The organism is Streptomyces sp. NPDC052396, from assembly GCF_044593195.1.
Taxonomy (GTDB): Bacteria; Actinomycetota; Actinomycetes; order Streptomycetales; family Streptomycetaceae; genus Streptomyces.
The window spans coordinates 404,032-423,994 of the sequence record NZ_JBIUAW010000007.1 but is presented as its reverse complement, the minus strand read 5'-3'; the positions used below and the strand labels follow the sequence as shown (position 1 = coordinate 423,994).

Annotated in this window: 12 protein-coding genes; 11 read left to right on the top strand and 1 reads right to left on the bottom strand. The window is 73.4% G+C overall.

Going from position 1 to position 19,963, the window contains the following annotated elements; translation table 11 throughout:
* The first annotated feature begins 495 nt into the window (after nt 1–495).
* The 6 genes from ACIHFE_RS21030 (at nt 496) to ACIHFE_RS21005 (ending at nt 14,213) form a co-directional block, all read left to right on the top strand.
* Nucleotides 496–1,761: an MFS transporter gene (locus ACIHFE_RS21030; protein WP_400108699.1), complete on the top strand. Its 1,266-nt coding sequence runs from the start codon at nt 496–498 to the stop codon at nt 1,759–1,761.
* A gap of 80 nt (nt 1,762–1,841) precedes the next feature.
* On the top strand, nt 1,842–3,119 hold the full coding sequence (locus ACIHFE_RS21025) for a non-ribosomal peptide synthetase (RefSeq protein WP_400108698.1): 1,278 nt from the start codon (nt 1,842–1,844) through the stop codon (nt 3,117–3,119).
* A gap of 97 nt (nt 3,120–3,216) precedes the next feature.
* Entirely contained in the window at nt 3,217–6,333 is a 3,117-nt protein-coding gene (locus ACIHFE_RS21020) for an amino acid adenylation domain-containing protein (protein ID WP_400108697.1), read from the top strand.
* Entirely contained in the window at nt 6,330–7,487 is a 1,158-nt protein-coding gene (locus ACIHFE_RS21015) for an acyl-CoA dehydrogenase family protein (RefSeq protein ID WP_400108696.1), read from the top strand. Before ACIHFE_RS21020 ends, ACIHFE_RS21015 begins: the two co-directional genes overlap by 4 nt.
* Nucleotides 7,488–7,551: 64 nt before the next feature.
* Nucleotides 7,552–11,625 carry an amino acid adenylation domain-containing protein gene (locus ACIHFE_RS21010; RefSeq protein WP_400108695.1) on the top strand — a complete coding sequence of 1,358 codons (4,074 nt, stop codon included), beginning with the start codon at nt 7,552–7,554 and terminating at the stop codon, nt 11,623–11,625.
* Entirely contained in the window at nt 11,622–14,213 is a 2,592-nt protein-coding gene (locus ACIHFE_RS21005) for a condensation domain-containing protein (RefSeq protein ID WP_400108694.1), read from the top strand. Before ACIHFE_RS21010 ends, ACIHFE_RS21005 begins: the two co-directional genes overlap by 4 nt.
* A 44-nt stretch (nt 14,214–14,257) precedes the next feature.
* Here the strand turns inward: ACIHFE_RS21005 and ACIHFE_RS21000 are convergent, their stop codons facing one another.
* Nucleotides 14,258–15,235, bottom strand: a complete 978-nt coding sequence (locus tag ACIHFE_RS21000; RefSeq protein ID WP_400108693.1) for an alpha/beta fold hydrolase — start codon at nt 15,233–15,235, stop codon at nt 14,258–14,260.
* Between the two features lie 113 nt (nt 15,236–15,348).
* Here ACIHFE_RS21000 and ACIHFE_RS20995 point away from each other — a divergent pair, with 113 nt between their 5' ends.
* The 5 genes from ACIHFE_RS20995 (at nt 15,349) to ACIHFE_RS20975 (ending at nt 19,852) form a co-directional block, all read left to right on the top strand.
* A complete protein-coding gene (locus ACIHFE_RS20995) occupies nt 15,349–15,864 on the top strand; it encodes a GNAT family N-acetyltransferase (RefSeq protein ID WP_400108692.1) in 516 nt (171 codons plus the stop codon).
* 158 nt (nt 15,865–16,022) lie between these two features.
* A complete protein-coding gene (locus tag ACIHFE_RS20990; protein ID WP_400108691.1) occupies nt 16,023–16,985 on the top strand; it encodes an ABC transporter ATP-binding protein in 963 nt (320 codons plus the stop codon).
* Entirely contained in the window at nt 16,982–17,821 is an 840-nt protein-coding gene (locus ACIHFE_RS20985; RefSeq protein ID WP_400108690.1) for an ABC transporter permease, read from the top strand. Before ACIHFE_RS20990 ends, ACIHFE_RS20985 begins: the two co-directional genes overlap by 4 nt.
* A gap of 37 nt (nt 17,822–17,858) precedes the next feature.
* Nucleotides 17,859–19,178 (top strand): sensor histidine kinase, encoded by a 1,320-nt coding sequence (locus ACIHFE_RS20980; protein ID WP_400108689.1) that lies wholly within the window; start codon nt 17,859–17,861, stop codon nt 19,176–19,178.
* Entirely contained in the window at nt 19,175–19,852 is a 678-nt protein-coding gene (locus ACIHFE_RS20975; RefSeq protein WP_400108688.1) for a response regulator, read from the top strand. The genes ACIHFE_RS20980 and ACIHFE_RS20975 overlap by 4 nt, the downstream gene beginning before the upstream one ends.
* Nucleotides 19,853–19,963: the final 111 nt, after the last annotated feature.

Below are 19,963 nucleotides of genomic sequence, written 5' to 3'. Positions count from 1 at the left end.
GCGCCGCGTCTGTGCGACGGCGCCCTGCGACCCGGTCATTGTTAGCGGCGGAAAATCCGGCTGGCAAAGGTGTGACCTACGACGGACTTTCGTGCCGGCCGCGGCTCTCCCCCGGTGTGGCGCCCGTCGACGGGCGCACTCGGAACTAAGCGGATTCGTAAGTGATCCGGGTCCTATGCGTGGGCTCACACCGCGGGGCCCGTTCCTTCACCCAGCGCGAGCGTTCGCTACTGCCGCGACGGGCCCGGCGCAGCGGAACCATGCGCTCCGGCACTGAAATCCGGACATCCGCTTACCCGGGGCAACCCGCCACCCGAACCCCACCAGCAACACTGACACCACAGGTCACGTTGATCGGCGTTTGATCGCCGGACAGCTCTCATTTACCGCACAGCCGCCCGCAGTTGTTCGCATTGCGAACACAACTGACCGAAAATATCCGCCCGTTTTTGACTGAACGGGGCACCGTGACCAAATGTCTATCAAATGTTGGCAATGACGCCTGGAGACCGCAGCCCGTTACGGAACACCGACTTTCGCTTACTGCTGGCCGGGGCCTCCGCAGGTCAGCTCGGCGCACAGGTGACCGTGGTGGCCCTGCCTCTGGTCGCCGTGGTCGAGCTGCATGCCTCGGCCCTGCAGACGGGGGCGCTCACCGCCGCCGAAACAGCCGCGTTCCTGCTGGTGGGCCTGCCCGCGGGGGCCTGGGTGGACCGGATGCGCCGGCTGCCGGTACTCATCCGGGCGGACACGGTCCGGGCCGTGGCCATGGCCAGTCTGCCGTTCGCCGCCTGGTCCGGCGCCCTGACCATGGCCCAGCTCTATCTGGTAGCCCTGATCACCGGGGTGGCCACGGTCTTCTTCGATGTGGCACACCAGAGTTATCTGCCGGCCCTGCTGCCCCGTGAGCAACTGGTCGCGGGCAACGGCGCATTGGAGACGGTGCGTTCCTCCGCCCAGGTGGCCGGCCCCGGGCTGGGCGGCGGCCTGGTGCAGGCGGTGGGGGCGCCCTTCGCGCTGGTGGCCGACGCGCTGGGCTATCTGCTGTCCGCGCTGTTCCTGCGCCGGATCCATACCCCGGAGGCGGCGCCTGTGCCGCCCGCCGCCGGCACCTCGCTGCGTGCCCAGGTGGCCGAGGGGCTGGCCTTTGTCTTCGGCAACCCCATTCTGCGCATGATCGCCTGTGCCACGGCGGTGGCCAACTTCTTCAACGCGATGCTGCTGGCGGTGCAGACCGTCTTCCTGGTCCGGGTGCTGGAGCTGCCGCCGGGCGTGCTGGGGCTGATGATGTCCGCCTCCGCGGTCGGCGGACTGGCCGGGGCGCTGAGCGCGGGCGCCCTGGCCCGGATGCTGGGCAGAGCGCGGGTGATCTGGCTGTCGACCGTGGTCACCGGCCCGTTCGCCCTGCTCTGGCCGCTTGCCGGGCATGGCGCCGCCGCCGGGTGGTTCGCCCTGGCCTCGGCGGTGGTCTTCTTCGGCGCCGTGGTCTACAACGTGGCCCAGGTGAGCTTCCGCCAACTCCTGTGCCCCGACGCCCTGCTGGGCCGGATGAACGCCACCCTGCGCTTTATGGTCTGGGGCACCATGCCCTTCGGCGCCCTGGCCGGCGGTGCCATCGCCTCGGCCGCCGGGGCGCGTGCCGCGGTATGGGTGTGCGCGGCGGGGTTCCTGCTCGTTCCGCTGCCCCTGCTGCTGTCCCCGCTGCGCCGGCTGCGCGATCTGCCCCAGCCGGCCGCGGTCCCGCGCCCCGAGGCGGCCTGATCCCGCTCCCGGCGCCACCGGCCCGCCGTACCCCGTCCTTCCCCACTCAGCCGCACCCGACCGGTGCGCGGGAGGTCCTTGTGCAGTCCAGCAACAGCATCACCGCGTCCTATCTGGCCGGTTACCGCAATGTCGCCGAACGGGCGGCGGATCCGGCGGAGTTGCTCCCGGTCACCGGCGCCCAGCGGCGCTTCCTGCTGACCCGGCGCCTGGATCCGGGCCAACGCCCCGCCCTGGTACCGCTGTTCTTCACCTTCCCGCCCGGGTCGCTGGACCTGGCACGGCTGCGCGCCGCCGCCGGCCATCTGGCCGCCCTGCACCCGGCCCTGCGCTCCGTGCCGGGCGTACAGCGGGGTGTGCCGGTGCAGCGGATCGGCGTCCCCGAGGGCTGGGTGCGGCGGGTCACCGCACGCCCCGGCGAAGAGCCCGCCCAGGCACTGCTGCGCGAACTGGCCGGCTGGTCCGCCGAGGGGCCGCCGCTGCGGCTGTGGCTGGCGGCCGACGGCGAACGGGACCTCCTCGCCCTGGTACTGGACCACGGCTCCTGCGACGAGCACTCACTGGGCCTGGTCACCGACGGTCTGGCCGGTGCCTATGCCGGCCGGCTCACACCCGAGGACGTCTCCCCGCACCGGGCGGCCCAGGAGCTGGCCGCCTACCAGGAGGCGATACACCTCCAGCTGGCCGCCGAACAACGCGCCTCCGCACCGGACTTCCTCACCTACTGGGCCAGGCGCCTGGCCGTCCTGAACCCGCCGGAGCCGCTCCCCGCCGCCGGCTCCGGGCAGGACACCGGCGGCCTCCTGCGCCGGCTGCCGCTACCGCCAGACGGTGCCCGCGCGGTGGCCTTCCCGGCTCTGCTGGACGCCTGCGCGGCCGCCGCCCGCCTGCTGTACGGGACGGACCGGGTGCCCGCGCTGGGTTACACCTGGGGTGGCCGTCCGCCCGGTGCGCCACCGGTGCTGGGCTGCTTCCTCAACACGGTGGTCCATCCCGCCACCGCCGAGGGCCCGGCGGAGCGCACCGCCGCCTGGTGGGACGACCTGGACCACGCCGACACCCCGTTCGACCAGGTCGTCCATGCCGCCCGGGCGGCCGGGGCGCCCTGGTCCGGCGGGCTGGACGGCCTGCTCACCTTCGAGGACCTGCACCGCCGCCCGCCGCTGCGGCTGGGCGAGGCGGCCGGCGAGGAGACCTACTTCGACTCCCGCCCGCTGCCGGCTCCGTTCGCGGTGTCCGTCTCCTATGGAACCGACCTGCTGGTCCGGATGGCCTGGCGGCGCACCGCGCTGCCCGCCGGAGCGGCGGAAGAAGCCTTCACCGCACTCGTCGACGGCCTTGCCGCGTCCACGAGTTGATCCCTGTTGTGGTGCACCCTCCGCCGGACCGGCGTCCGGTGCACCGGCCCTCGGCCTGCCAAGGCATCCGAGGGCCATTCGACCGGAAAGGTTGACCATGTTCGGACTCTCCACATCCCAGGAGATCGTCTGGCTGCATGAGCAGATGCTGCCCGGCAGCCGCGCCTACAACTTCACCGCCACCATGGACCTGCGTGGCGAGCTGGACGAGGACGCGCTGCGGGCGGCGCTCGGCACGGCCCTGGAGCGGCATCCCGGGCTGCGCCTGGAACTGGTGGACACCCAGGGGGCGTTGCCCGCCCAGCGGGTGCGCCAGGAGTGTACGACCCCGCTGCGCACCATGGACCTCGGCGGGGAGGAGGATCCCGAGGCCGCCTTCCAGCGGCTGCTGCGCACCGAGGCGGAGACCCCGCTGGACGTCCACCGGGCGCCGCTGCTGCGCTGGTGCCTGGTGCGCCTGGCCGAGCGGCACCACCGGCTGATCCATGTCGAGCACCATCTGGTGCATGACGGGCACTCCTTCGCCATCCTGCTGCGGGACGTCTTCGGCGGGTACCGCTCCCGGGTGCTGGGCGAGCCCTTCCAGCCGCCCCAGGCCCCCTCGTACCAGGAGCACATCGCGACCGCCGAGGGCCCCGGCCGGGCCGGGCGGCGGGCGGCAAGCCTGGCGTACTGGCGCGGTGAACTGGAAGGTGCCGCCTTCGACCTGCCGCTGCCCGGGCTCACCCGGCCCGGCGCCCGGCGTCGGCACGCCGGGGCTCAGCTGCGCCAGTCCATCGACGCGGAGCTGGCCGAGCGGCTGCGCGCGCACAGCCGGACCCAGGGTCACACTCCCTTCTCCACCCTGCTCGCCCTGTTCGCCGAGTTGCTGCGCCGCCACAGCGGCCGCGCCGATCTGGTCGTCGGCACGGCGGTGGGCAACCGTCCGGAGGGTTTCGAGGACACCGTCGGGATGTTCGTCAACACCATTCCGCTGCGGTTGCGGCTGGACGCCGAGGCGCCGGCCGAAGAGGTGATGGACGAGGTCACCGATGGCCTGATCCGGGCGCTGCCGCACCAGGAGGTGCCGGTCCAGGTGCTCACCCGGGAGCTGGGACTGCACACCTCCGGCGCGGACAACCCGCTGTTCAGCGTGATGTTCAGCGCCCATGACGCGGCCCTGCCGGAGATCGCGGTGCCCGGGCTGGAGGTGTCGCTGTTCGAGGGCTTCAACACCGGCACCACCCGCTTCGACCTCGACCTGGTGCTGATACCGGATGACCGGCGCACCGTCGGCCTCCGTCAGGGCCCGGCCGGGATGACCCTGGTGTGGGACTACGACCGGGACCTGTTCGACGAGGCGACCGCCGGCGTGCTGGCCGGGCGTTTCCTGGCCCTGCTGCGGGCGTATCTGGACGCGCCCTCGGCCCCGCTGGCCGCGCTGGCCCCGGAACCGGCCGCCGCACCGGTGCCGGTGCCCGCCGCCGCCGAGGAGGTGCTGGACCCGGTGGCCCGCCACGACACCGGGCACCTGGCGCTGATCAGCGGCGCCCGTAAGCTCACCTATGGTGAACTCAACGGCCTGGTGGGCGAGTTGGCCGACCGGCTGGCGGCCGCCGGGGTGCGGCGCGGGCAGCCGGTGGCGGTGGTGCTGCCGCGCGGTGTGCACAGCGTGCTGGCGCTGCTGGCCTGTCTGCGGCTGGGCGCGGTGTACTGCCCGCTGTCGCCCAACGACCCGGCGGACCGGCTGCGGACGCTGCTGGAGCGGCTGCGTCCGGCGCTGGTGCTGACCGACCGGGACAGCGCGCTGGCGCTGCCCGCCGAGGGGCCGCCGCCGGCGCTGCTGGACGGTCCGGCCTTCCCGGCCGCCGTCCCGGCCGAGTGCCTGGACGGTGCCGCGTATGCCATCCACACCTCCGGCTCCACCGGTCTGCCCAAGGCGGTGCTGGTGGGGCGGCCGGCGCTGGCCCGGCATGCCACCGCCATGGCCGAAGCGTTCGGGCTCTCCCCAGCCGACCGGGTGCTGCTGTTCGCCCAGCCCTCCTTCGATGTGGCGCTGGAGGAGGTGCTGCCCTCGCTGCTGGCCGGCTGCACCCTGGTGCTGCCGCAGCGGGAGGTGCCCACCGGGCCGGAGCTGATCGCGGTGCTGGCCTCCCGCCGGGTCACCGTGGCCAACCTGCCGACCAGCTATCTGCTGGCGGCACGCGCGGAGTTGACCGAGGCGCTGCACGAGGCCCTGTGGGAGCCGCGACTACTGGTCTTCGGCGGCGAGCGGCTGCCGGCCACGGCACTGCGGGAGTTGCTGGCGGCCACCGACGCCACCGTGCTCAACGCCTATGGCGTGACCGAGGCGGCCATCACCTCCGTCATCCATGAGGTGCCCCGGGAACTCGACGAGGCGGCCGAGGTGCCGCTGGGCGTCCCGCTGCCGGGCGTGGGCGTGCGGGTGCTGGACGCCCGGCTGCGTCCGCTGCCCACCGGGGCGGTGGGCCAACTGGCCATCTCCGGCGGCGGCCTGGCCGAGGGATATCTCGGTGATGAGCGGGCGCGCGCGGCCACCGCCGAACGGTTTGTCACCGTGCCGGCGCTGGGCGGCGAGCGCGTCTACCTCACCGGCGACCTGGGCTACCGGGACCACCAGGGGCTGGTCCACTTCCTGGGCCGCCGGGACAACCAGGTCAAACTGCGCGGTTACCGGATCGAGCTGGAGGAGATCGAGGCGGCGGCCTCGGCCGAACTGGGCGGCCGTTCCTGTGCGGTGACGCTGGGCCAACTGCCCGCGGGCCCCTGCCTGGTGGGCTTTCTGGACGGCGGCGCCGAGATCGACCAGCTCCTGCTGCACAAGGCGCTGTCCGCCCGGCTGCCCGCCGCCCTGGTGCCCTCGCACTGGATCCGGCTGGAGCGGATGCCACTGCTGGCCGGCGGCAAACCCGACCGCGCCGCGCTGGCCCGGATCGCCGCCGAGCGGGCGCCCGGCCCGGAGGAGCGGGCGGGGTCCGGTGAAGTCACCGACCCGGCCGTGGAGTTGCTGAGCGAGGGCTGGCGGGAGGTGCTGGGCCATGACCGCTTCTCGCCCTCCTCGCACTTCTTCCAGGTCGGCGGTCATTCCCTGCTGGCCGCCCAGCTGGCGGCCTGGCTGGAGCCCCGACTGGGCAGCCGTCCGCCGCTGCGGGTGCTCTTCCAGCACCCGGTCCTGGCCGAGCAGGCCCGCGCGGTGACGGAGGCGGCCCGATGAGCACCAGTCCCTCCTCGGTCCTGGAGACCGAACACCGGGAGATCGTCGACGCCTTCGCATCCTTTGTCCGCCGGGAGCTGGTGCCGCTGGCTGCCGAACTCCCGGAAGCGGGGGACCTGCCGCCCGCCGATCTACGCGCGTATGTCCGCAAGCGCTCGGCCCGGCTGGGCTTCTACGCGGCCGACCACCCGGAGGAACTGGGCGGCGCCGACATGCCGTTCACCGCGGTGGTGCTGCTGCACCACGCGGCCGGCCGCAGCGGCTGTCCGCTGGCCCCCTATGCCCTGGCCGGCTCCGACGGGCCCAGCCCGCTGCTGCGGCAGGGCACCGAGGAGCAGATCAAGCGCTATCTGCTGCCGCTGGTGCGGGGCGAGGCCACCCGCTGTCTGGCACTGACCGAGCCCAACGCCGGCTCGGACGCCTTCCAGCTGACCACCACCGCCCGCCGGGAGGCGGACGGCAGCTGGCTGCTCACCGGCCGCAAGACCTTTGTCAGCAATGCCGGCCACGCCGACTTCGCGCTGGTGGTGGCCCAGGCCGAGGCCGGCCCCACCGCGTTTGTGGCGGCGATGGACCACCCCCGGCTGCGCATCGGCCAGCGCTATCAGGGCATGTCCGGCGAGGAGTTGTACGAGCTGGTGCTGGACGAGGTGCGACTGCCGGCCGATGCCGTCATCGGCGGCGAGGCCGGGATCGGCGCGGCGCTGGGCCATGGCATCGACAGCCTCTCCCGGGGCCGGCTGGTGGTGGCCGCCATGTGCAATGGCATCGCCGAGTACGCGCTGCGGCTGGGTGTGGAGTACGCCCGCGAGCGGCGGGCCTTCGGCGAGCGGATCGGCGTCTACCAGCATGTCCAGGAGCACCTGGTGAGCAGCCGGGCGGAGGTGGAGGCCGCCAAGCTGCTCACCCTGGCCTGTGCCCGGCTGGTGGACCAGGGGGTGGAGGCGCCGGAGAACGCGGCGCTGGCCAAGCTGACCGCTTCGGAGACCGCGGTGCGGGTGGTGGACCGGGCGCTGCGGGTGCATGGGGCGACGGGCTGGGTGCGCGGCCACCCCCTGGAGTTCCTGTACCGGTACGTCCGGATGATGACGATCATCGAGGGGACCTCGGAGATCCAGAAGGTGATCATCGCCCGGGCCATGGGCCTGGGCTGAGCGGTTCACCCCCCACTCCCTCCCCCTCGCCATCCCGATCCCACGGAACTCGAACCGAGGAATCATGACCACTGCATCCATCATCCACGGCCCCGCCCTGGACCCCGCCGGCTGGGACGACATCCTGGCCCGCTATGCGCACTGGGTCTCCCATGACCCGTCCGCCCCCGCTGTCGAGGACGGCGAACTGTCCTTCTCCTACGGCGAGTTGGACGCCCTTGCCGACCGTACCGCCGAGGCGCTGCGGGACCGGGTACGCCCCGGTGACCTGGTCGGGGTGTGCCTGGACCGCTCGGTGGCCCTGGTGGCCACCGCGGTGGCACTGGCCCGGCTGGGCGCCGTCTATCTGCCGCTGGGGCCACGCCCCGGCGAGCGGCGGCTGGCCGCGGTGACCGGCCGGCTGACGGTGAGCTGCCTGATCGGCACGGGCGAGGTCCTGCCCGGGGCGTACCGCCCGCAGGGCGGGCCGCTGCCGCTGCCCGCCACCGGCGGCGGCGCCGCGCCGGTCGCCGCCTTCCCGGTGACCGCGCCGGACGCCGACCGGGCCATGGCCCCGGACGGCACCTTCTACACGGTGCTGACCTCCGGCTCCACCGGCACCCCCAAGGCGGTGGCGGTGTCCGGCGCCGCGCTGGCCGCCCGGCTGCGCTGGTACGCCGGACGCACCGGCTTCGGCCCCGGCGACCGGCACAGCCTGCTGGTCGGCGTCTCCTTCGACCCACACCTCCTGGAGCTGTGGACCGCGCTGACCTCCGGCGGCGCGCTCACCGTGGCACCGGACGCGGTCCGCTTCGACCCGGACACCCTCACCGGCTGGTGGCGCCGCGCCGGGGTCACGGTGGCCATCACCCCCACACCGCTGGCCGAGCTGGTCTTCGAACGCCCCTGGCCACGGGACCTGCCGCTGCGCCATCTGCAGACCGGCGGCGACCGGCTGCGGCACCGCCCCTCGCCCGAGGTGACCGCCCAGGTGGACAACGCCTACGGCCCGGCCGAGGCCACCGTCCTGGTCACCGCGCACCCACTGACCGACCCGGACGACGAGGGGCTGCCGCCCATCGGCCTGCCCGTCTCCGGGGTGACGGCCTGTGTCACCGACATGGACGGCCGGGTGGTGCCGCGCGGCACGGAGGGTGAACTCCTGGTGGGCGGTGCCGGGTTGGCGCTGGGCTACCTGGACGCGGAACTCACCGCCCGGCGCTTTGTGGCACCTCCCCCGGAGGTGACCGGCGTCGACCGGGTCTACCGCACCGGGGACCGGGTGCGGATGCGGGCGGACGGGGTGCTGGAGTTCCTCGGCCGCCTGGACGACCAGGTGAAGATCCGCGGGGTGCGGATCGAACCGGCCGAGGTGGAGGCGGCCTTCGAGCACCACCCCGGGGTACTGCGCGCGGCCGTGGCGGTGGACTCCTCCGCCGACGGCGGCGCCCGGCTGATCGCCTTCATCCGCCCCACCGCCGGCGAGCCGGCCCCGTCGGACGCCGAACTGCTCACGGCCGCACGCGACTGGCTCCCGGAACAGGCGGTACCGGCAACTGTCCGCTTTGTCACGGAGTTCCCGGTCGACGCCAATGGCAAGGTGGACCGGGCGGCACTGCTGGCACAGCCCACCGCTCCGGCGCCCGGCGCGTCCGCCACCCCGCGTACCACCGCCACCGAGGACCTGGTCCTCGACCAGTGCCGCCGCCTGCTCGGCCGCCCCGACCTGACCCCCGAAGACAACTTCCTGACCGCCGGCGGCGACTCCCTGTCCGCCGCCCGACTGCTGACCGCACTGGAAGAGACATGCGGGGTCCGGCTACGGGCGCCACAGGTGCTGCGCCAGCCGGATCTGCGGGCACTGGCCGCACTGCTGGACGCGCGGGCCGAGGCCCGTCCGCCGGCTCTGCTGGAGTCGCGGGCGCAGGCCCGTCCGACGATCCTGCTGGACTCGCACACACAGGCCCAGCCGGCGGCGCTCCTGAAGCCGCACGCCCAGGCCCAGCCGGCCGGCAGGGCAACGGCCACCGCCCTGGGCGGAGCCGGAGCCCAAGCCAGGTCCGCCGCCTCGAGCCAAGCCCAAACCTCAATCGGAGGCGATACCCCGGCCGAAGCGATTGCCCCAGGCACGACAGCCGCCCCCAGCGAGGCGGCCACCCCCGCCACTCCCGGCGAAGCCATCGGCCCAGCCGCGACCGCCGCCCCGGTGGAAGCCACCACCCGGGCCGCGACCAGCGCCGTGACCGGAGCCTTCACCCCGGCTGCGGCCGGCACCACAGGCGAAGCCATCGCCCCGGCCCCGACCGAAGCCATCGCCCGGCCCGAGCCCGGAAACCTGCTCGCCCCCGGAAGCCGGCCCGCCGCCGGGGTCCTGGCACAGGTGCTGCACCATGCCACCGCCACCCCGTCCGCCCTCGCCGTGTACGACGGCACCCAGGCCCTGACCTACCGCGAACTCGTGACCTCCGCACGGCAGTTGGCGGCGGCACTGCGTGCCCGGGGTGTGGTGCCCGGCACCGCCGTCGGTCTGCTGCTGCCGCACTCGCCGGCCCTGCTGGTGGCCCAGCTGGCCGTCTGGTGGGCCGGTGGGCACTATGTCCCGCTGGACGCGACCTATCCCCGGGCCCGTACCGAGGCCATGCTGCGGGACGCTCAAGTGGGCCTGACCGTGGGTGAGAAGGATGCCCTGGAGGCCATGGGCACAGACCCGTCCCGGGCGCTGGCCGTCTCCGCGGCCGGGGCGGCCGAGGACATGCCCTGCCTGGCGGCGGCCGAGGAGGAGGACCTGCCGGCGGTACCGGCCTACGACCCCAGCGCCCTGGCCTATGTGATGTTCACCTCCGGCTCCACCGGCCACCCCAAGGCCGTCGGCATCACCCACCGGGGCGTGGCCGGGCTCACCGTCAACCCCGGCTATGTGACGGTGACTTCGCGGGACCGGGTGCTCTTCCACTCCCCGCTCACCTTCGACGCCTCCCCCTTCGAGTGCTGGGTCGCCCTGGCCAATGGCGCCGCCGTGGTGATCTCCACTGCCGACCGCCGGTCGCTGGACAGTCTGGCCCGGGACATCGAACGGCTGGGCACCACCGTGGCGGTGTTCACCACCGCGCTCTTCCACGCCCTGGCAGACCGCTCCTCCACCGCCTTCGCCGTGCTGCGCACGGTGATCGTGGGCGGTGAGGCGCTGTCCGCCCGGCATGCCCGGGCCGTGCTGCGCGAGTCCCCCTGGCTGGAGCTGATCAACGGCTATGGTCCGGCCGAGGCCACCACCTTCGCCACCTGCCACTGGGTCACCGAGTCCGACTGCGCGGCCCCGCCGCCCATTGGCCTTCCCGTCGCCGGGGCGAGCGCCCATGTGCTGGACGAGCACGGCGGACAGCTTCCGCCGGGCAGCCGGGGCGAACTATGCCTGGGCGGCGACCGGTTGGCCGTCGGCTATCTCAACCAGCCGGACCTGACCGCCGAGCGCTTCATCGAGCACCCCACCCTGGGCCGGCTCTACCGCACCGGTGACCTGGCCTCCGCCCGTCCGGATGGGGTGCTGGACTTCCACGGCCGGCTGGACGACCAGATCAAGGTCCGGGGTTTCCGTATCGAGCCCGGCGAGATCGAGCACGCGCTGCGCACCCATGCCGAGGTGGCGGACGCCGCGGTCACCGTGGTGGCGCCGGACGCCCGGCTGACCGCCTTTGTGGTGGCGGCCGAGGGCGCCCGGCCCGCCGCCGCCGCGCTGCGCGATCACCTGGCCGCGCGGCTGCCCGCGCATCTGCTGCCCAATGCCTGGTCCTTCACCGAGAGTCTGCCGCTGACCGCCAATGGAAAAGTCGACCGCGGCGCCCTGGCCGAGCTGCCGCTGGACGGGGCCGCACCGGGCGGCTCCCAGGGCCCGGCTGCGCTGACGCCGATCCAGGGGGCGGTGGCCGAGTCCTGGGGCCGGGCCCTGGAATGCGAAGTCACCGATGCCCAGGCCGACTTCCTCGCCATGGGCGGGCACTCCCTGCTGGCGCTGGGGGTGGTGGACGACCTCCGCGAGGACCTGGGCGTGGAGCTCACCCTGGCCGCGTTCTTCGCGGAACCCACCGTGGCCGGGCAGGCGCTGCTGATCGAGCGGGAACTGCTGGGCGCGGAGAGCACGGAGAGCATGGAGGAAGGGCGATGACCGCCTCACAGGACACCGCATCACAGGACACCGCATCACAGGAAACCGCGCGCCAGGAGGAGTTGCTGGCCAGGGCACGCCGCCGCCGGCACCGCGCCCCGCAATCCGCGCCGGACCAGGACGGCCCGGCACCGCTCTCCCATGCCCAGCACCGGATGTGGCTGATGGAGCGGCTGGGCCATGACGGCGCCCTCTACAACGTCCCCTTCGCCACCCGCCTGCGCGGCCCCTTCGAACCGGAGGCATTCGCCCAGGCGTTGACCGGGCTGGTCAACCGGCATCCGGTGCTGCGCACCCGCTACCCGGCGCGGGAGGAGGAGCCTTACCAGGACGTCCTCCCACCGGTGCGGATCCCGGTGCGGACCGTCCAGGCCTCGCCCGGGGAGGCTCCCCGGCTGCTGCGCGAGGAGGCGGAACGCCCCTTCGACCTGGCCGCCGGTCCACTGCCACGGGCCCTGCACCTGCGGCACTCGGCCGATGACCACACCCTGCTGCTGACCTTCCATCACATCGCCATCGACGGGGGCTCACTGGGCCTTGTGGCGACCGAACTGGCGGCGCGGTACGCGGCGGCCCTGGCCGGAAGCGGGGCGGAGCCCGAGCACCGGGCCCCGTGCTATGCCGACTTCGCCCGGCAGGAGCGCGCCGACACGGCCGCGCTGGAGTCCGGCCTGGCGTACTGGACCGAACACCTCGCCGGCGCCCGGCCGTTGGCGCTGCCCGGCCGCCCGGGCGGCAACCGGGGCGAGGGACGGGTGCTGGGCACCGTGCTGCCGCCGGGGGCGGTCGAAGCGCTGCGGGCGACCGGGCGGGCCCATCGGTCCACCCTGTTCACCGTGGTCCTGGCCGCCGCCTTCACCGCGCTGCGCTCGGCGACCGGCGAGCAGGACCTGGTGATCGGCTGCGCCAGCAGCCACCGGGACCGGGCCGCCTGGCGTGAGCTGGTCGGCCTGTGCGTCAACACCCTGCCGCTGCGGCCGGACCTCGCCGGCGCCGGGGACTTCACCACCGTGCTCGGGCGGGTGCGGGACGAACTGCTGGCGGCACAGCGCCACCGGCAGGTCCCCTTCGACCTGATCGTGGAGCGGCTGGGCGCGGCCGCCCGGGACGCGGCCGGCAACCCGCTGGTGGGGGTGACCGCCGATGTGCTGCCGGAGCCGGTGTGCCTGCGGCTGGCCGGCATACGGTGCGATCCGGTCGAAGTGCCGCTGGGGACCGCCAAGTTCGGCCTGGGCTTCTATCTGGAGACGGTGCCGGAGCCGCGCTGTCTGGTGCAGTACGATCCGGCGCGGCTGGACGAGGCCGCGGCCCGTGAACTGCTCGACGCCTTCGCCGCCGCGCTCGCCACGGCGGCCGACGACCCGGCGCGGGAGCTGCCGGCGGCACCCGGTTCCCTGACCGCCGCCCCGGCCGCGCCCGCCGGGCCGGACCCTGCCTCGGCCGGCTCCCTGGCCGCCGTGGCCGAGGTGTTCACCGAGCTGCTCGGTCAACACCCGGGCCCTGATGGGGACTTCTTCCTGCTGGGCGGGCACTCGCTGCTGGCGGTGCGGGTCGCGGACCGGCTGCGGGAACGCTTCCGGGCGCCACTGACCGGCCTGGATGTGCTGGAGCACCGTACGCCGCGCGCCCTGGCGGCCCTGCTGGACGAGCGGGTACGCCGCCGCTCGTCCACCGGTGCCGTCCACCGTCCCTCCCCCGCCCGTACCGGAACCGTCCTGGTCACCGGGGGCACCGGCGGGGTGGGCGCGTTCGTCCTGCGGGAACTGGCCGCACGCGGCCGCCCGGTACGGGCGCTGGCCCGGCCCGAGTCGGCGCATCTGGTGTCCGGGGACGGGGTGGAGGTGGTCGAGGGCGACCTGGCGGATCCGGACAGCCTGCGCTCGGCGGTCCGGGGCGTGGACTCGGTCATCCATGCCGCCTGCACCTTCACCTCTCCCGAGGTGGATGTGGCGGCGATGCGGGCGCTGCTGGAGGGATGGCGGCAGGGTTCGTTCGTCTTTGTCAGCAGTGTGGACGCCTATGGCCGGCCGTCGGTGGCCGAGGTGGGTGAGGGGACACCGTCCGAGGAGCCGCTGTCCTCCTATGGCCGGGCCAAGCTGGACTGCGAGCGGATGCTGCTGGCGGCGGTGGGCGCCCGGGCGAGCGTGGTGCGCGCGCCCATCGTCTGGGGTGCCCACGACCGGCTGCGCGACCAGCTGCGCTGGGGTGCGACCGGGGCGCTCTACCAGGCTGCCCTGGCCGGGGCCCCGGTGGTGCTGCCGGCGGCGGGGGCCGTCCCGGCCTCCGGTGACGGCTGGTATGGAGCCCCCTGGGTGCACGCGGCCGCGCTGGCCCGCGCCCTGGTGCACTGTGCGGAACGGCCGGCGGGCGGGGTGGTGAACGCCATCGGCGGGCATGTCGGCTGGGCGGAGTTCGCGGCCGAGCTGGTCCGTCTGCTGGACAGCCCCAGCGGGATCCGGCCCTCGCCCGACCCGGCCCCGGGCCTGCTGCACCGCCACCGCTACCGTGCCGAGGCACTGGCGGAGCTGCTGGTGCCGCGCCCGGGCGAGGACTGGCGGTCCGCGATCGCCGGGATGCTGCGGCGCTGAACGGGCCGGGGTGTGCGCCGCTCCGGCGCACACCCCCGCCTTCGCTACTCCTTGGGCAGGCTGCCCAGGAAGTCCAGCAACGCCGAGTTGACCTCCTCGGGCCGCTCCTGCTGGGTCCAGTGCCCGCAGCCGGGGAGCAGCAGGCTGCGGTGCAGACCCGGCAGCACCCGGGGCAGCGCGGGCAGCAGTTCATCCATGCCGGGGAACTCCATCACCAGGTCGCGGTCGCCCGCCACAAAGAGCGCCGGGGTGTCGATGACCCGGTTCTCGAAGGGGGCGAGCAGCTCCCAGTTGCGGTCGATATTGCGGTACCAGTTGAGGCCGCCGGTGAAGGCCCGCTCCCCGTGCCGGGCGTATTCGCCGGTGAAGACCTCGATGTCCGCCTCGGTCAGCCAGCCGGGCAGCCGCCCGGGTTCCGGCATCGCGGCCGTCGAGGCCCCGCCTCCGGGCACCACCACACCCATGCGATGGGGATTGTCGCCAGACGCGGCGGTCAGCAGACGGCGGAAGCTGCCTGCGATATCGGCCGCGAACTCGGCGTCGGCTACGCCCGGTTGCTGGAAGTGGATTTGATAGAAATCGTCGCCGACCTTCTCGCGCATCTCGCTCAGCGGCGGGAGCGTACCGCGTGGAGACGGCGGGACGCTCAGCCCGGCCACCCCTCGTACCAGGTCCGGGCGCAGCAGGGCGGTGCTCCAGGCGACCGGGGCGCCCCAGTCGTGTCCGACCACCACCGCCCGCCGCTCCCCCAGTGCGTGGATCAGGGCGACCACATCCCCGGTGAGATGCAGCATGGTGTATGCGTCAATGTTGTCCGGCTGCTCGCTGCGGGCGTAGCCGCGCTGGTCCGGGGCCACCACCCGGTAGCCTGCCTCGGCCAGCGGCCCGAACTGGTGGCGCCAGGAGTACCAGCACTCCGGAAAGCCGTGCAGCAGCAGGACCAGTGGTCCTTCCCCCTGTTCCGCGATATGCAGTCTGACGCCGTTCACCTCGACATAGCGGTGGTCGATCGCGCCGGTCATGCGTACCTCCTGGCAGCTGTGGGCTGGCGATGCCGTGCTCGGCCCACCCTAGGACGGCCGAAACACCCGGGTAACAGGGCCCCGCTACCGTCCGCGCCAGGAAGGGAGCACTTATGTACGACGGCAACACCGGTATCCGTGTCCGTCCCGCGGAGACCGGCGATCTGGAGCAACTCACCAGCCTTTACAACCACTATGTGACCCATACTCCGGTCACCTTCGATATCGAACCGGTGGCGATCGACCAGCGCCGCGCCTGGCTGGCGGCCCACCCTGGCACCGGACGGCACCGGGTGCTGGTCGCCGAGGAGGCGGGCACCGTGGTCGGTTACGCCTCCAGCGGCCCCTTCCGCGAGCGGCGGGCCTATGAGACCTCGGTGGAGACCAGCGTCTATCTGCTGCCCGGCCACACCGGACGGGGCCTGGGCGGCCTGCTCTACTCGGAGCTCTTCGAGGTCCTGGCCGCCGAGGATGTGCACCGGGCCTACGCCGGGATCACCCAGCCCAATGAGGCGTCCATGCGCCTGCATCAGCGCTTCGGCTTCCGCCCGGCGGGCCTGCTGCGGCAGGTGGGGCGGAAGTTCGGCAGCTTCTGGGATGTGGCCTGGCTGGAGAGACCGTTGGGGTGAGCGGCGGGGTGTGCGGCGGTTCGCCGTAGTACCGGGGTACCACTGCCTCGCCCCGGTTCAGCCCCGGGGTACCACCGTTTTCGCCTCCCGGGTTCCTAGCGTTGCGGCTGAGGCGAAGCCGGAACGATCCGGCGGCCGGAGCAAGAGGGAGACACCCGATGATCGTGGCGCAGCAGCTGACCAAACGGTACGGGGAGAAGACGGCGGTGGACCGGCTGGACTTCACGGTGAAGCCGGGCACGGTGACCGGGTTCCTGGGGCCCAATGGGGCGGGCAAGTCCACCACGATGCGCATGATCGTGGGCCTGGACGCGCCGAGCGCCGGTTCGGTCACGGTCAATGGCCGCCGCTACGCACAGCACGGTGCCCCCTTGCAGGAGGTCGGTGCGCTGCTGGAGGCGAAGTCCATCCACCCGGGGCGTTCGGCGTTCCATCACCTCAACGCCCTGGCGCTGACCCATGGCATCCCGCGCCGCCGGGTGGACGAGGTGATCGAGCTGACGGGCCTCGGGCCGGTGGCGAGGAAGCGCGCGGGCGCGTTCTCGCTGGGCATGGGGCAGCGGCTGGGCATCGCGGCCGCGCTGCTGGGCGATCCGGCCACGGTCATGCTGGACGAGCCGGTCAACGGTCTGGACCCGGAGGGCGTGCTGTGGATCCGTAATCTGCTCACCCGCCTGGCCGCCGAGGGCCGTACCGTCTTTGTGTCCTCACACCTGATGAGCGAGATGGCGCTGACCGCCGAGCATCTGATCATCGTCGGGCGGGGGCGGCTGCTGGCCGACACCACGGTCAAGGAGCTGATCCGCCAGTCCGGCGGGGACACCGTGAAGGTGGCCAGTTCCGACCCGGCGCGGCTGCGTGAGGTGCTGGCCGGTCCGGGCGTGGACATCAGCGGCCACTCCGGCTCCGAGGAACTCCTGGTCACCGGGATGGCCGCGCGAGCGATCGGGCTGAAGGCCGCGGAGCACGGCATCGCGCTGTTCGAGCTCACCACCAAGGGCGTCTCACTGGAGGAGGCGTTCATGGAGCTGACCCGCGACTCCGTGGAGTATCACGGCAACATCACCACCCCCGGCGTTCCGACCGCTGAGACCGCCGAGCCCATAGGGAGCGCAGCATGAGCACCGCCACCACCACCGGGGCCGCGCCCGCGCGTACCCAGCAGTCCCCTTACAAGGTCACCGCCGGGCGCGTACTGCGCTCGGAGTGGGCCAAGTTCTGGTCGCTGCGCTCCAGTTGGATCACCCTGACCCTGGCTCTGGTGTTCGTCCTGGCCTTCGGCCTGATCCGGACCTGGCGCTATAAGGCCAACCTCACCGCCGGCCACCCCATGGACCCGGAGGTGCTGGGGGCCAACGCGGTCAGCCTGTCCCTGTTCGGGCTGAACTTCGGCCAGCTGGCCCTCGGGGTGCTGGGTGTGCTGGTCACCGCGGGCGAGTACTCGACCGGCATGATCCGCTCCACGCTGGCGGCCGTCCCGCGCCGGCTGCCGGTGCTGTGGTCCAAGGCCGCCGTCTTCGGCCTCATCGCGCTGGTCATCGGAACGGTGGGCGCGTTCGCCGCCTTCGGCTTCGGCCATGGCATCGTGTCGGGGACGCGTGCGGCACTGACCTTCTCCGACACCGGAGTGCTGCGCAGTCTGCTCATGGCCGGGGTGTACCTGGCCCTGATCGGGGTGTGCGGGGTGGCCCTGGGCTCCTGGCTGCGTTCGGTGGCCGGCGGCATCGCCGTCCTGATCGGTACCCTGATGCTCGTTCCCGGGCTTGTCTCGCTGCTGCCGACGGGCTGGCGGAACAACGTCAGCCAGTACCTGCCCAGCCACGCGGGCGACTCCATGTACGCGCTGCACCATGACGCACACACCCTGACGCCGGGTGCGGGCCTGCTGGTCCTCGCGCTGTGGACGGCGCTCGCACTGGCCGGCGCCGCCTACCGGCTCAAGCGCACCGACGCCTGAGCACCGCCCGGCCCGCGACGATGAACAGGTGACACCGATGACCAGCGCGACCACCGCCCCCGACGGCGGCACCGGCGACCCGATATGGGGGCACCCCCTGGTGGCCGGCCTGGTGCGGGTGTGCCGGCGGGCGCGGCAGGCCGACCGCGCCCGGCCATGGCCGCTGGACGCGGGAGTGGTCCTGGTGGTGCTGCTGGTGTTCGGCCTGCCGGACCTGTTCCACGGCGAGGACCGGCCGGGCATCGTACACAGCGGCGGACTGCCGCCGGCCGCGGTGGTGGCCTTTCAGGTGGGGCTGGTGCTGCCGCTGCTGTGGCGGCGGCGCCACCCCACCGCGGTCTTCGCCACCATCGCGGCGGTCTTCACCGCGCAGTGGTCGCTCAATATCTGGCTGCACGCCGATATCGCGCTGTTCCTGGGCCTCTACAGCGTCGCCCGGCACGACCGGCTGCGCCGGCTGCCCTGGGCGGGCGCGGCGACGGCCGGCGCGCTGCTCCTGGTGATCGCCCGGGTCTCGGTGGTGGTTCCCTCGCTGGTGGCGCTGTTCTTCCTGAGCTGCGCGGCCACCGCGGCCACCGCCCTGGGCCTGGCGGTCCGCATCGGCACGGCCTATCTGGGAGCCCTGCGCGAACGCGCGGCGCGCCTGGAGGTCGAACGCGACCAGCGCAGCCGGCTGGCCGCCGCCGCCGAGCGGACGCGCATCGCCCGTGAGATGCACGACATCATCGGCCACAACCTGTCCGTCATCATCGGCCTGGCCGACGGCGGCGCCTACGCCGCCGGAGCCGCCCCGCGGCGCGGTGAGGAAGCCCTGCGCCTGATCGCCGGCACCGGCCGCCAGGCGCTGGGCGAGCTGCGCCGGATGCTCGGCGTCCTGCGCGAGGAACGGGAGGACGCCCTGGAACTCCACCCGCAGCCCGGCATCGCGGACCTGGAGACGCTCTGCGCCCGGGTGCGGGCGGCGGGCCCCGAGGTCGTCTACCGGACGGTGGGCGACGTGGAGGCGCTGGACCGCGGACTCCAGCTCACCGTCTACCGCATCGTGCAGGAGGCACTCACCAACACCCTCAAGCACGCGGGCCCGGACACCAGAGCCGGGCTCACCCTGAGCGCGGAGGACCGGCGGGTCCGCGTCACGATCGAGGACAGCGGCCGCGAGGACGGGCCGACGGGCATCGCGCCCGCCACCGGCGGGGACGGGCAGGGCATCGCCGGGATGCGGGAGCGGGCCGCGCTGTACGGCGGCCGGGTGACCGCCGGGCCGCGGCCCGGCGGGGGCTGGCGGGTGGAAGCGGTGCTCGACCCCGCGCCCGTGCCCCGGGCGCAGACCCTCGCCCCCGGGGCCGCGGCATCATGACCACCGTGCTCATCGCCGACGACCAGCCCCTGCAACGCTTCGGCTTCCGGATGCTGTTGGAGAACGCCCCCGGCACCGAGGTGCTCGGCGAGGCGGAAAACGGTGCCCAGGCCGTCCGCCAGGCCGCCGAACTGCGCCCGGATGTGGTGCTGATGGATGTGCGGATGCCCGGTATGGACGGCATCGAGGCCACCCGGCGGATCGTGGCCGCCGGCGGCCGCTCCCGCATCCTGGTCCTCACCACCTTCGACCTGGACGAATACGCGCACGCCGCACTGCGGGCCGGGGCCAGCGGCTTCCTCCTCAAGGACGCCTTCCCCGAGGAGCTGCTGGCCGGCATCCGCGCGGTGGCCTCGGGCGATGCCGTCATCGCGCCCAGGCTGACCCGGCGCCTCCTGGACACTTACGCCCACCGCCTGCCGGCCCCGCCCGCCGCCAAGGACCCGGCCACCGATCCCCGGCTGCGCGCCCTGACCGACCGCGAGCACGAGATCCTCCTCGCCATCGGCCGGGGCTGGAGCAATGGCGAGATCGCCGAGCGCCTGGTGCTCTCGGAAAGCACGGTCAAAACCCACGTCGGCCGCGTCCTGTCGAAGATCGGCGCGCGCGACCGCATCCAGGCCGTGATCTTCGCCTATGACCTCGGTCTGGTCCGTCCCAACAGGCTGACCTGACGCAAGGGTGCCAAGAGCGGAGTGAACCGTTTCTTGAACTTCCGTCCTCTGTCCATCTGTTCGTCCGACTGCCAGGGTTCTTGCGCGTACCACCGAGGTACGGGGAGAGAG

What these genes read in the sequence shown, in the direction of transcription:
- ACIHFE_RS21030 (WP_400108699.1), top strand. Translation starts at nt 496, where the DNA reads ATGACGCCTGGAGACCGCAGCCCGTTACGGAACACCGACTTTCGCTTA.
- ACIHFE_RS21020 (WP_400108697.1), top strand. Translation starts at nt 3,217, where the DNA reads ATGTTCGGACTCTCCACATCCCAGGAGATCGTCTGGCTGCATGAGCAG.
- ACIHFE_RS21015 (WP_400108696.1), top strand. Translation starts at nt 6,330, where the DNA reads ATGAGCACCAGTCCCTCCTCGGTCCTGGAGACCGAACACCGGGAGATC.
- ACIHFE_RS21010 (WP_400108695.1), top strand. Translation starts at nt 7,552, where the DNA reads ATGACCACTGCATCCATCATCCACGGCCCCGCCCTGGACCCCGCCGGC.
- ACIHFE_RS21005 (WP_400108694.1), top strand. Translation starts at nt 11,622, where the DNA reads ATGACCGCCTCACAGGACACCGCATCACAGGACACCGCATCACAGGAA.
- ACIHFE_RS21000 (WP_400108693.1), bottom strand. Translation starts at nt 15,235, where the DNA reads ATGACCGGCGCGATCGACCACCGCTATGTCGAGGTGAACGGCGTCAGA.
- ACIHFE_RS20995 (WP_400108692.1), top strand. Translation starts at nt 15,349, where the DNA reads ATGTACGACGGCAACACCGGTATCCGTGTCCGTCCCGCGGAGACCGGC.
- ACIHFE_RS20990 (WP_400108691.1), top strand. Translation starts at nt 16,023, where the DNA reads ATGATCGTGGCGCAGCAGCTGACCAAACGGTACGGGGAGAAGACGGCG.
- ACIHFE_RS20985 (WP_400108690.1), top strand. Translation starts at nt 16,982, where the DNA reads ATGAGCACCGCCACCACCACCGGGGCCGCGCCCGCGCGTACCCAGCAG.
- ACIHFE_RS20980 (WP_400108689.1), top strand. Translation starts at nt 17,859, where the DNA reads ATGACCAGCGCGACCACCGCCCCCGACGGCGGCACCGGCGACCCGATA.
- ACIHFE_RS20975 (WP_400108688.1), top strand. Translation starts at nt 19,175, where the DNA reads ATGACCACCGTGCTCATCGCCGACGACCAGCCCCTGCAACGCTTCGGC.